21 protein-coding genes are annotated in these 21,565 nt (G+C 57.4%); 10 read left to right on the forward strand and 11 right to left on the reverse strand.

Annotation, left to right across the window (positions count from 1 at the left end; all coding sequences use genetic code 11):
- Position 1 precedes the first annotated feature (1 nt).
- On the reverse strand, positions 2–1,273 hold the full coding sequence (phaZ, locus tag AC2FJZ_RS06610) for a polyhydroxyalkanoate depolymerase (RefSeq protein WP_496669242.1): 1,272 nt from the start codon (positions 1,271–1,273) through the stop codon (positions 2–4).
- Between the two features lie 111 nt (positions 1,274–1,384).
- Between phaZ and AC2FJZ_RS06615 the strand changes: the two genes are divergently transcribed.
- The 3 genes from AC2FJZ_RS06615 to phaR all read left to right on the forward strand — a co-directional run bounded on the left by AC2FJZ_RS06615 (position 1,385) and on the right by phaR (position 4,452).
- A complete protein-coding gene (locus tag AC2FJZ_RS06615; protein WP_496776638.1) occupies positions 1,385–3,187 on the forward strand; it encodes a PHA/PHB synthase family protein in 1,803 nt (600 codons plus the stop codon).
- Positions 3,188–3,318: 131 nt separating this feature from the next.
- Positions 3,319–3,765 carry a phasin family protein gene (locus tag AC2FJZ_RS06620; protein ID WP_050602041.1) on the forward strand — a complete coding sequence of 149 codons (447 nt, stop codon included), beginning with the start codon at positions 3,319–3,321 and terminating at the stop codon, positions 3,763–3,765.
- 135 nt (positions 3,766–3,900) lie between these two features.
- A complete protein-coding gene (phaR, locus tag AC2FJZ_RS06625; protein ID WP_496776639.1) occupies positions 3,901–4,452 on the forward strand; it encodes a polyhydroxyalkanoate synthesis repressor PhaR in 552 nt (183 codons plus the stop codon).
- Between the two features lie 47 nt (positions 4,453–4,499).
- Here the strand turns inward: phaR and AC2FJZ_RS06630 are convergent, their stop codons facing one another.
- The 7 genes from AC2FJZ_RS06630 to AC2FJZ_RS06660 form a co-directional block, all read right to left on the reverse strand.
- Positions 4,500–5,714: a DegT/DnrJ/EryC1/StrS family aminotransferase gene (locus tag AC2FJZ_RS06630; protein WP_496776641.1), complete on the reverse strand. Its 1,215-nt coding sequence runs from the start codon at positions 5,712–5,714 to the stop codon at positions 4,500–4,502.
- A gap of 113 nt (positions 5,715–5,827) precedes the next feature.
- Positions 5,828–7,132: an NAD(P)/FAD-dependent oxidoreductase gene (locus AC2FJZ_RS06635; protein ID WP_496776643.1), complete on the reverse strand. Its 1,305-nt coding sequence runs from the start codon at positions 7,130–7,132 to the stop codon at positions 5,828–5,830.
- Positions 7,133–7,140: 8 nt separating this feature from the next.
- Positions 7,141–8,499, reverse strand: coding sequence for a glutamine synthetase family protein (locus AC2FJZ_RS06640; protein ID WP_050602045.1), 1,359 nt, complete (start codon positions 8,497–8,499; stop codon positions 7,141–7,143).
- Entirely contained in the window at positions 8,499–9,179 is a 681-nt protein-coding gene (locus AC2FJZ_RS06645) for a type 1 glutamine amidotransferase (RefSeq protein ID WP_496776645.1), read from the reverse strand. The genes AC2FJZ_RS06640 and AC2FJZ_RS06645 overlap by 1 nt, the downstream gene beginning before the upstream one ends.
- 59 nt (positions 9,180–9,238) lie before the next feature.
- The gene (locus tag AC2FJZ_RS06650) at positions 9,239–10,558 is read right to left on the reverse strand and encodes a glutamine synthetase family protein (RefSeq protein WP_496776647.1); all 1,320 of its coding nucleotides are present in this window, start codon (positions 10,556–10,558) and stop codon (positions 9,239–9,241) included.
- Between the two features lie 133 nt (positions 10,559–10,691).
- A complete protein-coding gene (locus AC2FJZ_RS06655; protein ID WP_496776649.1) occupies positions 10,692–12,878 on the reverse strand; it encodes a xanthine dehydrogenase family protein molybdopterin-binding subunit in 2,187 nt (728 codons plus the stop codon).
- Between the two features lie 3 nt (positions 12,879–12,881).
- Positions 12,882–13,346 (reverse strand): (2Fe-2S)-binding protein, encoded by a 465-nt coding sequence (locus AC2FJZ_RS06660; protein ID WP_496669224.1) that lies wholly within the window; start codon positions 13,344–13,346, stop codon positions 12,882–12,884.
- Between the two features lie 138 nt (positions 13,347–13,484).
- Here AC2FJZ_RS06660 and AC2FJZ_RS06665 point away from each other — a divergent pair, with 138 nt between their 5' ends.
- The 6 genes from AC2FJZ_RS06665 (at position 13,485) to AC2FJZ_RS06690 (ending at position 18,161) form a co-directional block, all read left to right on the forward strand.
- Positions 13,485–14,108 carry a TetR/AcrR family transcriptional regulator gene (locus AC2FJZ_RS06665; RefSeq protein ID WP_496669222.1) on the forward strand — a complete coding sequence of 208 codons (624 nt, stop codon included), beginning with the start codon at positions 13,485–13,487 and terminating at the stop codon, positions 14,106–14,108.
- Positions 14,109–14,222: 114 nt separating this feature from the next.
- Complete coding sequence (gene dusA / locus AC2FJZ_RS06670) at positions 14,223–15,218, forward strand: tRNA dihydrouridine(20/20a) synthase DusA (RefSeq protein ID WP_496776650.1); 996 nt, start codon at positions 14,223–14,225, stop codon at positions 15,216–15,218.
- A 15-nt stretch (positions 15,219–15,233) separates the two neighbouring features.
- Complete coding sequence (locus AC2FJZ_RS06675) at positions 15,234–16,058, forward strand: sulfite exporter TauE/SafE family protein (RefSeq protein ID WP_496669218.1); 825 nt, start codon at positions 15,234–15,236, stop codon at positions 16,056–16,058.
- A complete protein-coding gene (locus AC2FJZ_RS06680; RefSeq protein ID WP_496669216.1) occupies positions 16,055–16,837 on the forward strand; it encodes a hypothetical protein in 783 nt (260 codons plus the stop codon). The genes AC2FJZ_RS06675 and AC2FJZ_RS06680 overlap by 4 nt, the downstream gene beginning before the upstream one ends.
- Positions 16,838–16,873: 36 nt before the next feature.
- Complete coding sequence (locus tag AC2FJZ_RS06685) at positions 16,874–17,602, forward strand: SpoIIAA family protein (RefSeq protein ID WP_496669214.1); 729 nt, start codon at positions 16,874–16,876, stop codon at positions 17,600–17,602.
- Positions 17,603–17,978: 376 nt separating this feature from the next.
- Positions 17,979–18,161 carry a hypothetical protein gene (locus AC2FJZ_RS06690; RefSeq protein ID WP_496776652.1) on the forward strand — a complete coding sequence of 61 codons (183 nt, stop codon included), beginning with the start codon at positions 17,979–17,981 and terminating at the stop codon, positions 18,159–18,161.
- 4 nt (positions 18,162–18,165) lie between these two features.
- Here the strand turns inward: AC2FJZ_RS06690 and AC2FJZ_RS06695 are convergent, their stop codons facing one another.
- The 3 genes from AC2FJZ_RS06695 to ccmI are packed head-to-tail and all read right to left on the reverse strand — an operon-like array spanning position 18,166 to position 20,099.
- Positions 18,166–18,399: a DUF1289 domain-containing protein gene (locus tag AC2FJZ_RS06695; RefSeq protein WP_050602055.1), complete on the reverse strand. Its 234-nt coding sequence runs from the start codon at positions 18,397–18,399 to the stop codon at positions 18,166–18,168.
- An 18-nt stretch (positions 18,400–18,417) separates the two neighbouring features.
- Positions 18,418–18,882 (reverse strand): Holliday junction resolvase RuvX, encoded by a 465-nt coding sequence (gene ruvX / locus AC2FJZ_RS06700; protein ID WP_496776654.1) that lies wholly within the window; start codon positions 18,880–18,882, stop codon positions 18,418–18,420.
- The gene (ccmI, locus tag AC2FJZ_RS06705; RefSeq protein ID WP_496776656.1) at positions 18,879–20,099 is read right to left on the reverse strand and encodes a c-type cytochrome biogenesis protein CcmI; all 1,221 of its coding nucleotides are present in this window, start codon (positions 20,097–20,099) and stop codon (positions 18,879–18,881) included. The genes ruvX and ccmI overlap by 4 nt, the downstream gene beginning before the upstream one ends.
- 176 nt (positions 20,100–20,275) lie before the next feature.
- On the opposite strand from ccmI, the gene AC2FJZ_RS06710 reads away from it, so the two are divergent.
- A complete protein-coding gene (locus tag AC2FJZ_RS06710; RefSeq protein WP_496776658.1) occupies positions 20,276–21,520 on the forward strand; it encodes a sarcosine oxidase subunit beta family protein in 1,245 nt (414 codons plus the stop codon).
- Positions 21,521–21,565 lie beyond the last annotated feature (45 nt).

Consider the following 21,565-nt stretch of genomic DNA (forward strand, 5'->3'; position numbering starts at 1 on the left):
TTCAGGCTACTTTGTTGGTGTTGGCAGCGTTGCGGCGCTTGTTGCGGCTGTTTTCGTTCATGAAATCAATCACAAGCGGGCGGATGTTGTCACGCCAACTGCGGCCCGCGAAGATGCCATAGTGGCCTGCGCCGGGTTCCACATGGCTTGCCTTTTTGCTGTCGGGCAGGCCGGTGCACAGATCAAGCGCGGCAATGCACTGTCCGGGGGCTGAAATGTCGTCGTTTGCCCCTTCGACTGTTTTCACCGCCACATTGGTAATCTTGGACATGTCCACCTTGTGACCGGCAACGACAAACTCGTTCCGCGCAATCTCGCGGTTCTTAAAGACACGCTCGACGGTCGACAGGTAAAACTCGGCGGTCATGTCCATGACGGCCAGATATTCATCATAGAAGCGGTTATGGGCGTCCATATCCGAGGCTTCGTCACGTATGACGCGTTGGATCTGATCCGAAAACGCTTTGGAGTGCCGTTCGGCGTTCATCGACATGAACGAGGCCAGCTGCAACAGCCCCGGATAAACCATGCGGCCGACGCCTTTGTACTTGAAGCCAACACGCTGGATCATTGTCTCTTCCAGCTGGCCCATTGTGACGCGTCGTCCGAAATCGGTCACATCAGTTGGTGTCGCATCGGGATCCACCGGTCCACCGATCAGGGTCAATGTGCTGGGTTGCGCCTTAGGTTCAACCTCGGCCAAATAAGCTGTGGCCGCAAGGGTCAGGGGCGCAGGCTGGCATACGGCAACAACGTGGGTGTCAGGGCCCAGCTCTTTCATAAAATCGACAAGATAGAGGGTGTAATCTTCGACATCGAACTTGCCCGCAGACACTGGAATATCGCGCGCGTTATGCCAATCGGTGATGTAGACTTCGCAATTGACCAGCAGGCTTTTTACGGTCGAGCGCAGCAGGGTCGCGTAGTGGCCGGACATGGGCGCAACCAAAAGGACCTTGCGTGGCTGTTCTTCGCGGCCATTGACGCGGAAATGGACCAGATCGCCAAAGGGGCGTTCAAGAACGGTTGTGACTTCGACCAGATGATCTTTCCCGTCTTCACAGGTGAAGGTCCGGATGCCCCAGTCAGGTTTGACAACCATCCGCTGGAAGGTCCGCTCGGTCACTTCCCCCCAGGCCGCCATCCAGTTGAACGTGGGGTTGGGCACCATGGAAAACATCGGATAAGATGCCATCGCGCTGGCCGTCGCACCCAGCCATTGGTTGGTGTTGCGCATGGTTTCCATAAGGTCGTAGGTCGTCATGTAGCGCATAAATGGGGCCTCCTGAGTGTCAGCCTGAGAGTTCGGACCATTCGTCGCTTTGCCCCCCAGCACCCACGACGTTATTCTGCATAGCAGCGAGGTTAGGGGGGAATTGTTAAAATGACAACAAGTGAAGATCAAATGCCAGACGTATCAGATGAACATATTGAACGCCTTAAAGAAAATATGGGTAAGGTCGAGCAGCTCTCGAAACGTTTGATCGATGTTATGGCGACAAAAAAGTCGCACACCCCCGCTTTAGATGGCCCGAATCAAGAGCTTTTTGCACGAGCAGCAACGGCCTATTGGGCCGAGGCTTGGCAAAATCCCGCCAAACTGTTGGAACAGCAGATAGAATTTTGGGGAAAGTCGGTTTTGAACTTTGCTGAAGCGCAGCAAGCCCTGACAACCGGTGAAGTGGAGGACGAAGAAGCCAAACCCGGGGACAAGCGCTTTGCCAACCCCATGTGGGAAACCAATCCCTATTTCCGTCTGATCCGTCAACAGTACCAAACCAACGCTCAGGCCATTGCGCAGGCTGTCGCCTCGGTCGACGATTTGGATGCCAGGGACAAGCGGCGCTTGCAGTATTTCTCGCAGCAGATCATCGACATGATGTCGCCGACCAATTTTCTGGCGACAAACCCGGATGCGTTGCAAAAGGCGGTCGAAACCGAGGGTCAATCGTTGATTCAAGGGTTGGAGAACCTTGTTGCAGACCTGGAAGCCAATGATGGCGAACTGGTCGTGAAGCTGGCAGATGAAAGCGCATTCGAGGTTGGTGGAAACCTGGCAACCACACCGGGAGACGTGGTTTACAGCAATCGGATGATGGAGCTGATCCAGTACAAACCTGCGACGGATACTGTGCATGAGACACCGATCGTCTTGTTCCCGCCCTGGATCAACAAGTTTTATATTCTGGACATGAAAGCCCAGAACAGCCTGATCAAGTGGATCACCGAGCAAGGTTACACCCTGTTTGTTGTAAGCTGGGTCAATCCGGATGAAAGCTATGCCGAAACCGGCATGGAGGATTATATTCAGGACGGCTTTTTGACGGCAATCGACGTTGCCAAGAAGATCTGCAAGGTCAAACAGGTCAATGCAGTTGGCTACTGCATCGCGGGCACCACGCTCAGCCTGACTCTGTCACTGCTGAAACAGCGTGGCGACAAGTCGGTAAAATCGGCAACGCTGTTCACGGCGCTTACGGATTTTTCTGATCAGGGTGAATTTACACCATTCCTGCAAAACGATTTCATCGACGGGATTGAGGAAGAGGTGAACAAGGAAGGTGTGCTGCGCTCGTGGATTATGGCACGTACGATGTCATTCCTGCGGTCGCGCGATCTGATCTATGGACCGGCCATTCGCAGTTATATGATGGGCGAGATGCCTCCGGCCTTTGATTTGCTGTATTGGAACGGCGATGGCGCGAACCTTCCGGCCAGAATGGCCGTCGAGTATCTACGCGGTCTGTGTCAACGCAACGAGTTTGCAACAGACGGTATTGAGCTGATGGGACACAAGTTGTCCGTCAGTGATGTGGACGTGCCCTTGATGGCCATTACCTGTGAAACCGATCATATCGCCGCTTGGAAAGACTGCTATCGTGGTGTTCAGAAGATGGGATCGCGGTCGAAGACTTTCGTGGTTTCAGAGTCGGGTCATATCGCAGGTATCGTGAACCCGCCAAGCAAAAAGAAATACGGGCATTACACCAACCCGGACCTGAAAGCGGATTCTGATACCTGGCTGAAAGAGGCGGATTATCACGAAGGGTCTTGGTGGCCGATGTGGGACGCCTGGCTGAAGAAACGGTCCGGCAAACAAGTGCCTGCGCGCGTTGCCGGCGATTCGGATTATCCCTGCCTTGCACCCGCTCCGGGGACCTATGTTTTGGCAAATCCAAACGCCTGATTTCATTTTGAAACTTAAATTATTCTGCGCTGCAGCAAGAAAAAACTTGCAATGCTGCGGCGCAGCATTCATATTGTCCTCAAGCTGATGAAGCCCGGGGTGGGCCCGGACCGGCTAAAAGGATTAGGACAATGGCAAAGACCCAAGACTTTAGCGCGATCATGAAAGACATGATGGGCGCGTTCCCGGTGGACACCACCGCAATGGAAGATGCATTCAAATCGACCGCTTCGCTGAACGAGAAGCTGTCGGGTGTTGCTCTGGAAGCTGCTGAGAAATCGGCCGAGATCTCGAACAAATGGACCAAGGAAACCCTGGCCAAACTGACCGAGATGTCGAAAGCAAAGACAGAGCCTGCCGATTACGCAAAAGCGGCAACCGACTTTGCAAGCGCGTCGGCTGAAGTTGCAGCTGAAAACCTGGCTGCCTTCGCTGAAATCGCGAAAAAAGTTCAGACCGAAACCGTTGAGCTGCTGATGGCTGCTGGCAAAGACGTTGCAGAAGAAGCAACTGCTGCTGTCAAGAAAGCGACCGACGAGGTCACCACTGCAGCCAAAAAAGCTGCAACTGCAAAGTAAGAAACGTCCGCGAACCGCACCCAATCCTCCCATCTGGTGCAATCGCGTTGGGCAGGTCCATTGACCTGCCCTTTCTTTTTGTGCTGCGGTCGCATAACCTGTGCTGCAACGCATCATCCTTGGGGAGGGTACCCGGTGTCGGACCAAGAAAAACCGCTGCTGATCAAGCGCTATGCCAGCCGTCGGCTGTATAACACCGAGACCAGCGATTACGTGACGCTCGAAGATATTGCGGGGTTTATCCGCGAAGGGCGCGAAGTGCAGATCATCGACCTGAAAACCGGGGATGACCTGACACGTCAATATCTGCTTCAGATCATTGCCGAACATGAAAGCCGGGGCGAGAATGTGTTGCCGGTGAATGTGCTGAACGATCTGGTCCGCAGCTACATGGTGCCGGGCGGGGGAATGATGCCGCAATTCCTGCAAAGCTCATTCGAGATGCTGCGCGAAAGCCAAAGCAAGATGATGGAGAATATGAACGCCATGAACCCGATGTCGCAAATGCCGGGGTTCGACGCGCTGCAAGCGCAGCAAAAAGCGTTCTTGAAAGCCATGACCGGTGGTTTGTCCGGCGGATGGTCCTCGCCAGACGAAGAAGAGGGCAAGGCAGAGCCCAAAGAAGATCTGGATGATATAAAGAAGCAGTTGGCAGAACTTCAGCAGAAGTTATCCAAGCTGAATTGAACTGATCTTGAAATGAAATGGCCCGCATTTAGCGGGCCTTTTTCGTTTCAGGTGCCATAGACAGGTACTGGGCCGGTCACTTCACCCACTGAGGCCAACAGAATATCCGCGATCACGTCCAGCTCTTCGCGTGTCAGACGCACGGGAAGGCGCACATCACAGGCTTTCATCAGCATGGCGCGAGTCTGGGGCAGCTCGAATTTTTCGGGCATGAACTGCCAGTTCCAGAAAGCGCGGGCATTGTCCTCGCTCAGACCAAAGACCTGTACCTTCACGCCACGTGCCTCGGACGCGGCGGCAAAGGCGCGAATGTCGTCTTCGTGCATCCCAACCAGATTGAATTGAATCGAGTCTGGCGCGCGCTTCTCGGGTGCCAGCGGATCGGGAACGTTGATGTAAGTTGAGCTGTTAAGACGTTCGGCCACATAATCGTGGTTTGCCAGGCCGTCGCGTACACGGCGTGCCAGTTCCGGGATCTGCGGGCGGATCACCGCAGCACTCAGATTGCTCAGGCGCAGGTTGTACAGCGGCAGTTTATTCTGCCAGCGGGCAAAAGCTTCTTCCAGTTCGGGCGAATTGTCGCCATGCGGACCTTTGTGCTTCTTCCAGTTATGCTCATACGCGCCGGACATGATGACGGCGCGAGCGACCAGATCGGCATCGTCTGTGATCAGAATGCCGCCTTCGCCTGCATTGATCATCTTGTAGGACTGGAACGAGAAACAGCCGACCTTGCCAATGGTGCCTATATTGCGGCCATGCCATGTGGTGCCCAGCGAATGCGCGGCGTCTTCGATCACAGGAATGTCGCGCGCGTCGCACAGTTCCATGATTGCGTCCATGTCGGACGTATGTCCGCGCATGTGGCTGATGATCACTGCTTGAACGTTGCCCAGCTTGGCCTCGAAATCGGCCATGTCGATGCGATAGTTTTCGCCCACTTCGCACAGAACCGGAATACAGTCCGCGTGCACGACGGATGAAGGCACTGCCGCAAATGTAAAGCCAGGGATAAGAACGCGCGCGTCGCGGGGCAAATCCAGCGCCTTGATCGACAGGAACAGCGCGGCAGAGCAGGACGATACTGCAAGCGCATATTTCGAGCCCAGCAATTCTGCGAACTCGGCTTCCAGCAATGCCACCGGGGCATCTTGTGGCGCGGTATAGCGGAACAGATCGCCTGATTGCATCAAGGCGTCGATGGCTTCGCGGGCTGCTGCGGGGATGGGTTCGGCGTCATGGACGTTTGGTGGAAGCGTCATATTTGGATTTCCCGAATTCTATCTTTGGGAAAGATAAAGCTATTCACGAGGCAAGCCAAGCGCTCATTCGGCGCAGTGGCAAGAATTCACCAATCTGTCGTAAAGTACCTGGATCAGACCCCAAGCCGGTCGCGCAAAGCGAACCACGTCATCGCCAGCACCAGCAACGGGTTGCGCAAGGCAGGGCCGCCGGGGAAAGGCAGGGCAGGCACGCGCGCCATCGTGTCGAACCCCTCGGCCTGTCCCTGAATGGCCAGTGCCATGAGCTTCCCAGCATGGGTGGCGGTGCCGACACCATGGCCGGAATACCCCGAGGCTGACAGGATATTTGGTGCAACCCGGGCAAGGTAAGGCATCCGCCGCATGGTGATCGCAAGCGTTCCACCCCATGCATAGTCGATTTTGACATTGCGCAGATGCGGGAAAATCTCGGTCATGGGTTTGCGGACCTTGGCGGCTATGTCCGAAGGGAAACGGTAGCCGTAGCTTTCCCCGCCCCCGAACAACAGGCGACCATCCGCACTCAGGCGGAAATAGTTCACCACAAACTTGGTGTCCGCAACCGCGACATCCTGAGCCAGAACCCGCGCCGCATCGCTGCCCAAAGGTTCGGTGGCGGCAATGAAGTTGTTGATAGGCATGACCCGAGAGGCCACAGATCGATTGAGGTCGCCCAGATAGCCGTTGCAGGCCAGAATCACATGCTCGGCGCGGACACTCCCGTCAGAGGTTCGGATCACCGCAGGCTGTGACTCATCTATCCCGGTGACCTCGGTGCTTTCGTAGATCCGCACGCCTGCTTTCACCGCAGCTTTCGCCAACCCCAAAGCAAAGTTCAAAGGATGCAGGTGCGCCGCACCCATATCCAGATAACCGCCTTTGTATGCCGGGGACGGGCAGAGCGCACGGCCTGCGTTTTCATCCAACAATTCGATCTGATCATAGCCGTACCGTTCAGACAGATGACCCGCATGATCATGCAACTCTTTCTGCTCTGAGGTGTTTAGGCCCAAAACCGCGATTCCGGGTTTCAAGTCACAGTTGATCTGGTGTTTGGCAATCAGGGCCTTGACCAGATCCTTGGCGTCTTCGGCCAAATCCCACAGCTTTGCGGCATCCTCGTCGCCGACAAGACGTTCTAGATCTTCCTGATCCATCCGTTGCGCACTGCCCAACTGACCGCCATTGCGGCCCGAAGCGCCAAAGCCGACACGGTGTGCCTCAAGCAGCACGACATCGAACCCGGCTTCGGCCAGATGCAGCGCCGCGGACAGGCCGGTGTAACCGCCGCCGACAACACACACGTCCGCCTTGATATCTCCTGATAGCGCGGGAAAACGATCCATCGGGTTCGCCGCCGCAGCGTACCAGCTGGCAGGGTATTCGCCCCTGCGGTCATTGGAATAAAGCAGGTTCACGGTGTGTCTCAGACGTTGATCAGAAGGTGCTCGCGTTCCCAAGGAGAAATGACCTGCAGGAACTCCTCGTACTCGGCCCGTTTCACGATGCCATAAACGCGGGCAAATTCGGGCCCAAGGACCTCGTGCAGGGCAGTGGCCCCGTCAAACAGATCCAGCGCTTCCCCCATGACCTGAGGAATATCCCCTTCGCCTTCATAAGCGTCGCCATAGAACTGGCGGCGTGGGCGTTCCTGTTCGATCAGGCCCAGATAGCCACAGGCCAGCGACAAGGCGATGCCAAGATACGGGTTGCAATCCATCCCGGCGATACGGTTTTCGACACGGCGCGCCGCGGGGCCTGACAGGGGGACGCGGATACCGGTTGTGCGGTTGTCGCGGGCCCATTCCAGATTGATTGGCGCAGCGTGGTCCTTCACATAACGACGGTAGGAATTCACATAAGGCGCCATCACGGCCAGACCGGAGGGCAAGTGGTTCTGCAGCCCTGCAACGAAGTGGTAAAACGCATCCGTCTCACCGCCCTGCGGACCCGAAAAGATATTCTCACCCGTTTCCATGTCGATGATCGAATGGTGGATGTGCATGGCCGATCCTGGCTCTTCCTCGATCGGTTTGGCCATGAAGGTCGCAAAACAATTGTGGCGCAGCGCGGCTTCGCGGATCAGGCGTTTGAAATAGAAAACCTCATCGGCCAGCTTGATCGGATTGCCGTGACGCAGGTTGATCTCCAACTGTCCGGCACCGCCTTCCTGCGTGATGCCGTCGATCTCGAACCCCTGATGTTCGGCGAAATCATAGATGTCGTCGATCACCGGACCGAACTCGTCCACCGCTGTCATGGAATAGGCCTGCCGGGCAGCCGCCGGGCGACCGGAACGGCCCATCATCGGCTTGATGCCCTGTGCCGGGTCGACATTGGGAGCGACCAAGAAAAATTCCATCTCGGGCGCAACAACGGGTTTCCAACCCCTGTCGTGATAGAGCTGCACAACACGCTTCAGCACGTTGCGTGGGCTGTAAGGGATTGGATTGTCATCCCGGTCATAGGCGTCGTGGATCACCTGCAGCGTCCAGTCTCCGGTCCAGGGCGCGGCGGATGTGGTCGAGAAATCGGGCTTCAGGATCATGTCCCGCTCGATAAAGCCATCTTCACCCGCAGCCTCGCCCCAGCCACCTGTGATGGTCTGGTAAAAGATACTATCGGGCAGATGGAAATACGACTGCTTTGCAAATTTCGAAGCAGGCACCGCCTTGCCCCGTGCAATACCCGGCAGGTCCGAGATGATGCATTCAACCTCGTCCAGTCGCTGTCCGTGGAAGTACGCTTTGGCGGCGTCCGGCAGTTTATCAGTCCAATCAGCCATCAGGCTCTCTCTTTCTTTAGAAACTCGGCCATCTGGCGCGCGATGTTGGCATTGTCGTCTGGGGCCGTCTCGCGATTTTCGGCTTCGCGCATCAGGTCTCCGGGCACGACGCCTTTACCCCGCGTCCGCATCAGGCCTGAAACGAATCCGTTGGAAAATTCGGGATGGGCCTGAACTGTCCAGATCGTGTCACCGTACGCCAGAATCGCATTCTCGCAGAACGCATTCTGGCCCAGAACGCGTGCCCCTTTTGGAGGTTCAACAACCTGATCCTGATGCCACGCATTTAGCCAGATCTTGTTTCCTTCATAGTCGTATTCAGTGCGACCCACGGCCCATCCGCCCGAAAACTTTTCGACCTTTCCACCCAAAGCTTGAGCAATGATTTGGTGGCCAAAGCACACACCAATGAGCGGCTTGCCGCTTTGCTGGATTTCACGCACCAGCTTTTCCAGTGGGGCAATCCAAGGCAGATCTTCATAAACCCCGTGGCGCGAGCCAGTAATGACCCAGCCATCCGCATCGTCCGCACCGCTTGGGAAAACTCCATCTACGACCGCAAAGGTTTCGAACTCGAACCCATTGCCACCCAGAAGTTTGGGGAACAAAGCGTCATAGTCCCCGAATTCACCTTGCAGCACATCGGGGGTGTGACCGGTTTGTAGAATGCCGATTTTCATGTGTCACCAAATTTGATCAAATTAATCCTACCCGAGTCAGGCAGAAGCGGCAAGGGGGGTCAAACCGCCTCGAGATAGCTTAGCCAATGATCCTCTGGCGGAATATGTGTAAATCGAGTGACCTCTTGCCGCTTGGTCATGGTCAGATAGCGGATCAGATCGGCAGGGAACAGCCGGGCCACCAAAGAGTCGGAATCGAACCTGTCGATGGCGGTGGACCAGTCCGGCATCAACAGGGGCAGGTCGGCGATGTCATAGGCGTTTCCCGTGATCGGGGCAGGGGGCTGCAACCCGTCTTCGATGCCAACAAGCGCCGCGCCCAGCACTGCGGTCAGCATCAGATAAGGGTTGATATCCCCGCCCGCGACGCGGTGTTCGATGCGGCGTGCCGCCGGCGCGCCCCCCGGAATACGAATGGCCGCGGTTCTGTTTTCGTAGGCCCAGCACGCCCCCGTCGGCGCGTGTGCACCCGGAATAAGCCGTGTGTAGGAATTGCCGTGGGGCGCAAAGATCAGCGTGCTGCCAGGCATGGCCGCGACACAGCCCGCCACGGCAGAATGAAGGATGTTGGTGCCCTCAGGCCCGCCATTGTCGAACACGTTACGCCCGTCTTGATCCATAACCGAGAAATGCACGTGCATCCCGTTACCTGCATCATCCGCATAGGGTTTGGACATGAAGGTCGCCGCAAACCCGTGTTTGCGGGCCAGCCCGCGCGTCAATGCCTTGAAAAGCCACGTATCGTCTGCACAGCGCATGGCGTCTTGGTGGTTCAGGTTGATCTCGAACTGGCCGATACCGCTTTCTGATATGGCCGTCTGTGCAGGAATGTCCATATCGGCACAGCCGTCGTAAAGGTCAGTAAAGAAAGCCTCGAATGCATCCATCTCGGCAACCGACAAAACAGCCTCGTCTGACAGACGGCGTCCGGTGATCGGGTTCATCGGAGGTTGCGGTTGCGGGCCAGAGGCATCAACGAGCGTAAACTCCAGCTCTGTCGCAGCGACAACCGACCAGCCGCGTTGTGCATAGCGGTCTAGCATCGCTGACAAGGCGTGGCGCGGGTCTCCTGCAAATGGCTTTCCTTCGTCATCATAAAGGCTCATCGGCACCAAAGCCGTTTCACTCTCCAGCCAGGGAACCGGCACCGGCCCACGTTCGGTTGGACGTAACACGCCATCGGCGTCGCCGGTTTCAAAAACCAGCGGGCTTCCGTCGATATCAGCGCCCCACAGGTCTACGTTCAGTGCCGAAAATGGCATCCGTACTGCGCCCTTTTCTAGTTTGTCGGCGTAACCGGGCGGCACTCGTTTACCACGCATCTGTCCATTCAGATCACATGCTGCAACGCGAAAATTGTGCAGGGCGCTCAAGTCCATTGGGGGCTCCGTCGGTGCTACTCCCCCGAGATGTACTTCAATGTATCTGCTTTGTCATCAAATTTGATCAAATTTTGATGGCAGTGTAATTTGAACTTCCCCGCGCCAGTTTGGCCGACGCGGGGAGGTGCTTTTAGGCAAAGCTCACGCCATGCTCTTCCATGGGCAGTTGCGCCACATGCACACCTGACAGGGCATTGATCGCGTTTGCCAGTGCAGGTGCCGACGGCGGCGTGCCAGGTTCTCCGACGCCTGTCGGCGCTTCGGCCGATGGCACGATATGCACGTCAATTGCAGCTATATCCCCAATACGCAGCGGCTCGTAATCCGGGAAGTTGTATTGATCCACAGCGCCGCCGGTCAGCGTGATCTGGTCACGCATCACGTGCCCAATGCCATAGCCGATACCACCTTCCATCTGGGCGCGTACAACATCGGGGTTCACCGCAATGCCGCAATCCACGGCGCAGGTGACCCTTTCGATCTTGATGCCAGTTTCTGGATCACCCGAGACCTCAACCACTTCAGCTGCGTAGGACCCAAAGGACTTGTGAACCGCAATCCCCTGTGACCGGCCTTCTGGCGCGTTGCCCCAGCCGGCTTTTTCAGCCGCCAGTTTCAAAACGGCCGCCTTGCGTTGTTGGTCAGGATTACTGGTGTCGGACAGGTGGGACAGACGGAATTCTACCGGATCACGGCCTGCGGCCTCTGCTACCAGATCCATCATGGTTTCCATCGTGTAGGCCGTGTGGGTATGGCCAACCGAGCGCCACCACAGCACCGAGGTTGCTTTTGGTGTGTCCGTTAGTCCCAGAGCCATGCCAGGAATATTGTATGGGCTGTCTGCAATACCTTCGATGGAACTGTGATCGACTCCGTCATGGACGGCAAAAGCCTCAAATGCCGTGCCTTTCATGATCGACTGACCGGCGACTTGATGTTGCCATCCGAGTATTCCGCCTTGTGTATCCAGTCCGACACGGACCTTGTGACCAAACGCAGGTCGATAATACCCACTGCGGATATCATCCTCGCGTGTCCACACCAGTTTCACCGGACGAGAGCGGTCGGTAACGACAAAAGCCAAGGCAGCCTCGACTTGATAATCGGCATCCGGGGTTGCCCGGCGCCCGAATGAACCACCTGCCAGCATCGTTTTGATGTGAATCTTCTCGGGCGGCAGCTGGAAGATCTGCTGGTAGGCCATATGCGGACCAGTTGGCATCTGCGCACCATCATGGAGTACTATGTCCCCGTCGGCTGTCTGCTCAATAGTGCAGTTCAGCGGCTCCATTGGTGCATGGGCAAGCAGCGGGAAGTAGAAGGTCTTTTCGATAACCTTGTCCGCCCCTTCGATGGCCGCCGACACAGCCGCAAAGTCTGCCTTGTTCACGTTATACGTGGGTGCGGCGTCCAGAGCGGCCATGATCTCGGCCTTGATCTGGTCCGAGTCACGGGTTTCAGCACCGGACATGTCCCATTCGACCTCAAGCGCTTCACGCGCCTGAATCGCGGCCCAGGTGTTTTCTGCGTAAACAGCAACGCCCGCTTGATTGGGCAGGACTGCGGCGTTGATGTAACCTTTGACCTCTTTCGACGCGCTGTCGTCAAAGCCAAGCGCGATGCCGCCTTTCGATTCCGGGCGCTTGATCATGGCGACCATCTGGTTCGGCAGATCCACGTCCATAGCGTACATCGCCTGACCGTTGCCTTTGATCGCCGAATCCTTGCGGCGCACCGTTTCATTGCCGATCAGGCGAAACTCGGACGGGTCTTTCAGGCGCGGTTCAGCCGGGGCCTCCAACTGAGACGCGGCGGCCACGAATTCAGCAATCGGTGCTGATTTGTCGCCCGCCTTAACGATGCCTTCTTGGATGGAAATGCCCGATGCATCCACGCCCCAACTTTGAGCTGCAGCGTTGATCAGCATCTCGCGCGCTGCGGCACCTGCCTGACGGTATTGCATCCAAGAGTTCGCCATCGCTGTCGAACCACCTGTGCCCTGGAAAGGACCGAACAGAAGGTTGTTGTAAACGTTCGGATCAGACGGCGCGAACTCGTACTCGATCTGGTCCATGGTCAGGCCGATTTCTTCTGCAATCAGCGTCGGCAGGCCGGTCGCAGGGCCCTGACCTTTTTCAAAGTGTTTGACGATGGCAGTCACCGTGCCATCGGCATCAATCTTCACAAACGGGTTGAACTGAGCGGTCTCGGACGAGGCTGCCGCCAGCGCACCATCAGGGCGGGTGCCAACCAACAGCACGGCACCGGCAGCGGCGCCACCTTTCAGAAATCCACGGCGAGAGGTGTTGATGGTCATGGATCAGGCCTCCAGAATATCAGACGCGCGCTGGATCCCGGCGCGGATGCGTTGATAAGTGGCGCAGCGGCAAGCGTTGCCGGACATGTAGTCGTCGATCTCTTCAATCGACGGCTTGGGGTTTTCGGACAGCAGCCCGACAGCCGACATCACCTGACCGGACTGGCAATAGCCGCACTGGACCACGTCCAGCTCGACCCACGCCTGCTGAACGGCAGCGCCGATCCTGTCTTCACCAACTGCCTCGATTGTGGTGATTTCGGCGTCTTCGACGTCTTCGATATAGGTCTGGCACGAGCGGACAGGTTCGCCGTTCATATGCACGGTACATGCACCGCACGAAGCAACGCCGCACCCGAATTTTGTTCCGGTCAGTTTCAGTTCGTCGCGGATCACCCAGAGCAGGGGGGTTCCGGCTTCGGCGTCAACCTCATGGGTCTTGCCGTTCAATTTCAAAGTTAAGGACATTGGGGACTCTCCTGTTCGCGCTTGCTTCCTCAAGAGGTAAACTGGCGGGTTTACTCATGGCACATGATTTCACCTTTGTAAACTCTTGCGTTTACCTGGGATTTGACCAGCCCCTGTCAATGGGTCTATAGCTCGGGTATGAACGAATGCAGCGCACCGAATGCGTCCAAATACGCACAGATCATCGAAGCTGCCGTGACCGAGTTCCAGGAAAAGGGCTTTGCCGCGGCCAGTATGGATCGGATTTCAGCGCGGGCTGAGGTGTCCAAGCGTACGCTGTATAAGTACTTTGAAAGCAAGGATAATCTGTTCCGTTCTATCGTGGTTGAACTGTCCAACCGTTTTGCCGAAGTACTCGAAATCCGTTACGAAAAGGGTCGTGATATTCGAGAGCAATTGACCGAGCTGGCATGGGCCGAGGGGCGGATCTTGATGCTTCCCGACGTGATCGCCATGGCGCGGATGGTAGTCAGCGAAACTTTGCGCAATCCAGAGCTCGCGGCTGCGGCTCAGGGCAAACTCGATAAAACCAAAACCTTTATCACCATGCTGAAAGAAGCGGCCGAGGATGGGCAGCTGCGGATTGATGATCCGGAACGGGCAGGGCAAGAATTTATTGGTCTGATCAAGGCGCGGGCGTTCTGGCCATTGATGTTCAGCGGCGGCGCCCTGAGTGAACCTGAAATGGCCGAAACGATCGAAAACAGCGTTCAGATGATAATGAGCCGATATGGCATCGACCCGGATACCGGTGCCGCCTGAGGTCATCGGGACGGTGGTCTAGGAATGTGTTAGGGCTTTCCCGTCTGATTCGGGCGGCGGTGCCATCCGAGCAGGCAACGGGATTTCAGGATTTGGCAGGACGGAGACGTTGCTGTGACAGGCAAAGCGACACAGGCGGCACGATTGAGCGTCGCACCGATGATGGACTGGACAGATCGGCACTGTCGTTATTTCCACCGACTGCTCAGCTCGCAGACCCTGTTGTATACCGAGATGGTGACTGCCCCTGCGCTTGTGCGCGGCGGTGCTTTGCACCTGCTGGACTTTTCACCGGATGAACATCCAGTAGCTTTGCAACTTGGCGGTTCGGACCCGAAAGAGTTGGCGCAAGCCGCGCGGTTAGGGGCCGAGGCTGGATATGATGAGATCAACCTAAACTGTGGATGCCCGTCGGATCGGGTGCAATCAGGTACCTTTGGGGCGGTTCTGATGAAGGATTCGGGCCGAGTTGCCGACTGCGTGTCCTCCATGCGTGCGGTGGTGGACATAGATGTGACGGTCAAGTGCCGCATCGGTGTGGACGATCAGGATCCCGAAGAGGTGCTGCCCACGTTTCTGGAGCAGATCCGCGCAGCAGGCTGTCAGAGGGTCACGATCCACGCGCGCAAGGCGTGGCTGCAGGGGCTGAGTCCCAAGGAAAACCGGGATATTCCGCCTCTGGACTATGATCTGGTGCACCGGATGAAAGCGGCGTTTTCGGATCTTCACATCTCGATCAATGGTGGTATCGCCTCATTGGACGAGGCAAGGGCCCACCTGGAGGCTGGTCTGGATGGCGTGATGATCGGGCGCGCAGCCTATCACCAGCCGGGCGATATCCTGTCAGCAGCCGATCAGCGCATCTTTGCAACCGGAACACCGCGTGATCCCTTTAAGGTCGTTCAACAAATGGTGCCTTATGTCGAGCAACACCTTGCCAATGGAGGACGGTTGCACCAGATCACGCGTCATATGCTGGGTCTCTTTGCAGGCCGCCCCGGGGCGCGTGCATGGCGACGCGCCTTGTCCGAGGGGGCGGTGCACGAGGGGGCCGGGCCCGAGGTGATGCTGAAGGCGCTGGACCGCGTTGCGCCCATGGCAGAAGTTTAAGCGGCAGGGGGAACGATGCCCGAGACGATGTTGCTGGCCCAGATGCTGGGCCTTTTGCTTGTGATTGGGGCGCTGGCCGGCGTGCTGGCCGGATTGCTGGGCGTCGGCGGCGGCATTGTTCTTGTGCCGGCTTTCTTTTACGCGTTCCAATCCCTTGGGTACGGCGGTCCGCAGCTGATGCAACTGTGCCTTGCGACATCGCTTGCCACGATCATCGTGACATCGGTGCGCTCGGTTATGGCGCATAACAAAAAAGGTGCCGTAGATTGGGATATTCTGCGTAGTTGGGGCCCGGGTATCGTCATTGGCGCGATAATCGGCGTTCTGGTCGCGTCCGCCCTGCGGACCGAAGCCTTGCAGGCGCTTTTCGGAGTTCTGGGGATGGTAATCGGTGCTTATCTTGGGCTGGGCCGCGCTGAATGGCGGCTGGGCGATGTCATGCCCGGCGGGATCAAGCGGGCAATTCTGTCGCCCATGGTCGGGTTCCTCTCGGTTCTGATGGGGATTGGCGGGGGCAGCTTTGGGGTGCCACTGATGAGTCTCTACAACACGTCGATCCACCGCGCGGTCGCAACTGCGGCCGGGTTCGGAGTGATCATCGCCGTGCCGTCGGTCATCGGCTTTCTGTTTCTTGAGATCGCGCCCGAACATCGGCCTCCATTAACCATCGGGGCCGTCAATATTGTGGCCTTTGGAATTGTTGTCGCGATGACGATGATCACCGCACCCTGGGGGGTGAAACTGGCCCATGCGATGGATCCAAAACCTTTGAAGCGGGTTTTTGCGGTATTTCTGACGCTGGTGGCCCTGAACATGCTGCGCAAAGCGGTTGGGCTATGAGTGATTTCTGGGCCAAAGGCTGGGTGACGTTCCCCTATGATCCAACATTGGCTGAGTGGGTGAGCCATGCGTTACCTGCTGCGCTTGCATCAACAACAGATCCTGCTCATGCGGAATGGTTGGACTGCGAAGGCACGTGGTTCATAGGCGTGGATGCCTTGCCTAATGACGCGCGGGGCAGGGTCGGCACGTCCGGACCGCTGACCGGGCAAGCCATGGCATTCATTGACGAACATTATGGTGATTTGCCCCTGCACAAAGGGCAGGTTTCGGTGATCCATCCGGGCTACCCGCGCCCGCGCCGCGGGGAAAATGAGGCTGCCACTCGGTACCGTCGAAACCGGGATGCAGCCCATGTGGACGGTTTGCGCCCAATGGGCCCGGATCGTCGTCGGCGCGTGGATGAACCTCATGCATGGATTTTGGGCATACCGCTGACCGAGGCCAGCGCCGATGCGTCTCCCATGGTGCTGTGGGAAGGCAGCCATCACATTCTGGGGGCTGCGTTCAGGGACGCGCTGAAAGATGAGCCACCAGAGGCACTGCACGAAGTTGACATTACAGACATCTATCAGGCCGCCCGCCGAGAGGTTTTTGACACCTGCCCGAGGGTTGAGTTGCCCGCCAAGCCGGGAGAAGCCTATCTGTTGCATCGCCATTGTTTACACGGCGTTGCGCCCTGGGCCGACGCGGCCGCTGCTGGGCCAGATGGACGGATGATCGCCTATTTCCGCCCTGAATGCTCTGGGGGAGTAGCCGAATGGGTCGAATCTGCCTAACCTCCTGTCATTATTTGGCTTTGGAGGATTTGACCGATGATTGTGGTCCAGACGAGTTCTGATGGTGCGCTGATAGAAGTTGAGTTGTCAGGGCAGGTTACAAGCGCCGATTACACAAACACCCTGGTTCCCGCGATCGAGGCCGCCCTGGCCGAGCATGACGCGGTGCGGCTGCTGGCCATCGTGCAGCCTGAATTCAAAGGGTATGATCTGGGTGCTGCATGGTCGGATACGAAGCTGGGGCTTAGCCATTGGCGCGGCTTTGACCGGATTGCCGTTGTTGCCGATCAGGGCTGGGTGCAGACCAGCATCCGACTGGCAGCCCCGATCCTGCCCTGTCCGGTTCAACTGTTTGATCTGGCCGATCTGGAAGCCGCCCGCCGCTGGATGCGCGAGTCGCTGGGCTCGATCCACGTGACAGATTTGGGCGGGCCTTGTGTGCAGATCAGCCTGTTGGGCAAACTGGACCCCGAGGAATACAAGCAGGCAGAGCGTGATCTGGATGCTTTGCTGGAGGACCGCAATGGGTTCCGCTTGCTGATCGACCTGCGGGAATTCGACGGGTGGCAGGGGTTGTCTGCGCTGGCCGCACATTTTCGATTGGCCAGTCGTCATATCGGCCAGTTGGACCGTGCAGCGATCGTTGGGGACAAAACCTGGCAGCATATGGCGCAAAGGGTTGCCAGCCATATTCTGGGCACCCGGACCCAATTCTTCCCGTCCGAAGAGTTCGACAACGCAAAAACCTGGCTGGCAGCCGGATAGAATCAGATACCAGCGGTCAGGTTCTTGAGCTTTGACCGCTGCCTGCGCCCCGTAGTTCCACACGTGATCTGGCGGTTTTCCCGCTTTTGCCGCTGCACACTCTCTGTCGGCATTAAGAAAACATCCTTAAAAGCTGACGCCAGGGAAGCTTGAAGCCGTGCTTGTTTTTGTTGACTGGCGCGTCAAGAACAATCATTTATCCGCGCGTTTTCCCCCTTATTTTGACGGAAAACATCTTTTACCACGCCTTGTCGCTGCGGGTTGCCACTCACGTTGAACTTACCGTTCAAGAGCTTGATCCCCTCGGAGCTCTTACTCGATCCGCAGCGACACAATTTTTTAAAGTAGATTTTCTGAGATGAAGCTAAAGGGTTTGATGAAAAAAGTTCAGGAGCGCGCCGCTTGGGTCAAACAGCGATCAAAGCATGAGCGCACCACCGTCCAGCATGACAAAGCCACACGATCCGAAATGACGGCCTTGTTTGGAAATGAGCTGCGCGTATCAAGCGTTGAACGTGCCAATCAGGGTAAAACCGCGGCGCGGGAAACGGCAGGCTGAAGGCTTAAGACTCTTTCAGGCGAGCTGCCCGTCCACCGCGCCGTTTCGCCAGCCGCGGCTTGCGGGATGGCAGATCATCCATGATTTCAGCTCGCTCGCTGCTGTCCATTTTGGACCAGCGCGAGATTTCGTCAATCGTGCGATAGCACCCGGTGCAGATGCGTTCGGTCGGGTGAACAACGCAGATTTGGATACAAGGGCTTTCGACCTCATTCCGTTTCCAAACCATGTTCGTCATTGACGGTCTCCGACCTCGTTACAAAAAGCGCAGCCTGTCCAGCGCCCCTTGCAAGATATAACCTGCGGCAACGTGATCAATAACCTGTCCGCGACGTTTTCGTGTCGTATCCGCCTCGAGCAGTGCTTTTTCTGCCGCAACCGTGCTCAATCGTTCATCCCAGAACCCGATGGGAAGATCGATCAAACGCGACAGATTTCGTGCAAAAGCCCGTGTTGACTGGCAGCGTGGTCCCTCGGACCCATCCATGTTCTTTGGCAATCCCAACAGGATGCCACCGATCTCACGATCGGTCACGATCTCGATCAGACGTGCAGAATCCAACGTGAATTTCTTGCGTCGTACAGTCTCCAGCGGACTGGCAACTCCGCGCATTCGGTCGGACACGGCAACGCCGATTGTCTTTTCGCCAAGATCCAGACCCATCAGCGCCGCCATCGGCGGCAACGCTGCTGCAAAGTCCTCGAATGCGTCGTGGATCATTGAGCAATCCCGGCTTGCAAAGCGGCTGCGTCCAGGATTTCAAGCGCTTCGGAATTCCCGGCAAAGACTTGCATCGCCTCCTTGTGAATATCGATGGCCCGCTGTCCCTGACCCAGAACACCCAAAGCTGCAATCAGGCGAGCCCATTCCTCGGGCGCTCCACCTTCAGTGGCCAGACGGTCGGACAGCTGGTTTACCATCCCCTGAATCATCTCTTGCCGTTCCTCGGGTGTCAATTCTGCCGCAGCGGCCATGTCTTCCTGACTGGGTCCGGGCGCTTCGCTCAGGTCCGGTGCGTTGAAGACACCGGCGCGAAAGGCCAGCTCATCGATCTGCGCCCGAATGGCCCTGGCCCAGGGCGCGCTGCTCGGGGAATCCTGAAGGGTTTGTACCCACATGCGATAGGCCAGATCCGGGCGTCCGACCTGAGCCAGCATCTGCCCCCAGTAGTATCGCGCCGGACCATGGCGTGGGTTTCGGTTCAGCGCTTCGGTCAGGGCCTGTTCCGCTTCGGGCGACACATATCCGCCTGCCGCAAGGATCATCATCTCGGCAAGATCGGCATAGGCGTCGGCGGTGGCTGTGTCACCGGACAGTTCGATCACCTTTTGCTGCGCGGTATATCCCGCCTTGAAGTTACCTGCGTTGGTTTCGTGCTGTGCCAACAGCATCTGCCCCTGCAAATCATCCGGACGGGCGGCAACGGTGTCCCGCAGCTGGGTCAGGAGTGCTGCATAGCTTTCGTCCAGCTGCGCGGGCTGCGGAGGGGTTGCGAGCTGCTCGGCCGCGTCCTGAGGCGGGCGATTGGCGCGGACTTCTTCAGCCAGCTCCATACGCGCCGTCAGCGGCATGTCAGGCAAACCCACCGCGCCGGTTCGATCATACATAGCCATTGCGCCGCCGATCAGAAGCAGGGCGACAATAGTTACCGACACGATGGAAACGACCCGCGATGGCCCGGCATCTGCGTTGCCGTTTTTCATGTGCTCGTCAGCAGCCAGAATACGACGAGAGATTTCGGTCCGGACCCGTTCGGCATCCGCCTCACCGATCACGCCGCGTGCAAGGTCTTTGTCGACCCCTGCCAGTTGCTCGCGATAAACCTCGAGGTCATACGCAGCAGCAGGTTTTTTCCCCCGGCGTTTGCGCAGAAGTGTAAAGCTCAGGAAAGCCGCGATCAGCAGCGCGACAAGAAAAATCAGAACCCAGAACGTCATTGTCTCTCCGAAGATGTTGTCCTGACTTAGACCTGCTGGCCGCCCGACAAAAGGGACAAATGGCCGCGAATGAGCGACATGTCGCAATAGTGCGATATTGCGGCGTTGCGCGGCAGGGGTAATATGCAGTCACACGGCATATCTGCGCCCAATCACCGAACCGGATGGATTCGCACATGAAACACTATTCAGCCTTTGCTGTTGCGCGGGAAGCTCTGCGCTATCACACCGGATGGGAGCGCGCCTGGCGCTCGCCCGAACCCAAGAAACGTTATGACGTCATCATCGTCGGTGCTGGCGGGCACGGTTTGGCGACCGCGTATTATCTGGGTAAGAATTACGGCATTCAGAATGTCGCGGTTATCGAAAAAGGCTGGCTGGGCGGTGGCAACACCGGTCGCAACACGACCATCATCCGCTCGAACTATCTGCAGGACCCGTCTGCGGCGATCTACGAAAAAGCACGCAGCCTTTATGAAGACCTGAGCCAGGACCTGAATTACAACATCATGTTCAGCCCGCGTGGCGTGATGATGCTGGCGCAGACTCAGCACGAAATTCGCGGGTATCAGCGCACGGCGCACGCCAACGCACTGCAGGATGTAAAGACCGAATGGATCACCCCTGAGCGTGTCAAAGAACTGGTTCCGATCATTAACCTCGACGGCCCACGTTACCCGGTTCTGGGTGCGCTGTGGCAGGAACGCGGCGGCACCGCACGTCACGACGCCGTGGCGTGGGGCTATGCGCGCGCGTGTTCGGCCATGGGCATGGACATCATCCAGCAATGCGAAGCCACCGGCGTGCGCTCGGATAACGGCCGAGTGGTTGGCGTCGACACCACCAAAGGTGCTATCGATTGTGACAAGCTGGGTATCGTGGTTGCGGGTCATTCCGGTCAACTGGCCGAGATGGCGGGTTTCCGTCTGCCGCTGGAAGCGATTGCGCTGCAGGCGCTGGTATCCGAGCCGATCAAGCCCTGCATGGATGTGGTCGTGATGGCGAACACCGTGCATGGGTACATGTCGCAATCAGACAAAGGCGAGATGGTGATCGGTGGCGGTACCGACGGGTTCAACAACTATACCCAGCGCGGGTCTTTCCACCACATCGAGGAAACCGTCCGCGCGCTGGTCGAAACTTTCCCGATGATCTCGCGCCTGAAAATGCTGCGGCAGTGGGGTGGGATCGTGGATATGACCGGCGACCGCTCTCCCATCTTGTCGAAGACACCGCTGCAAGGCTGCTTCATCAATGGTGGCTGGGGTACCGGTGGCTTCAAAGCCATTCCGGGCTCGGGTTGGGGCATGGCACAGCTGATGGCCACGGGCCACTCACCGCTGACCGAAGCCTTTTCACTGGATCGCTTCAAGGAAGGCCGCTTCATCGACGAAAGCGTTGCCGCCGGGGTGGCGCACTAAGGGGTCTGCCCGAGGTTGCCAAATAATAGAATTCTGGTCGGCCAC

It is taken from the genome of Ruegeria sp. CDSA079, from assembly GCF_059612245.1.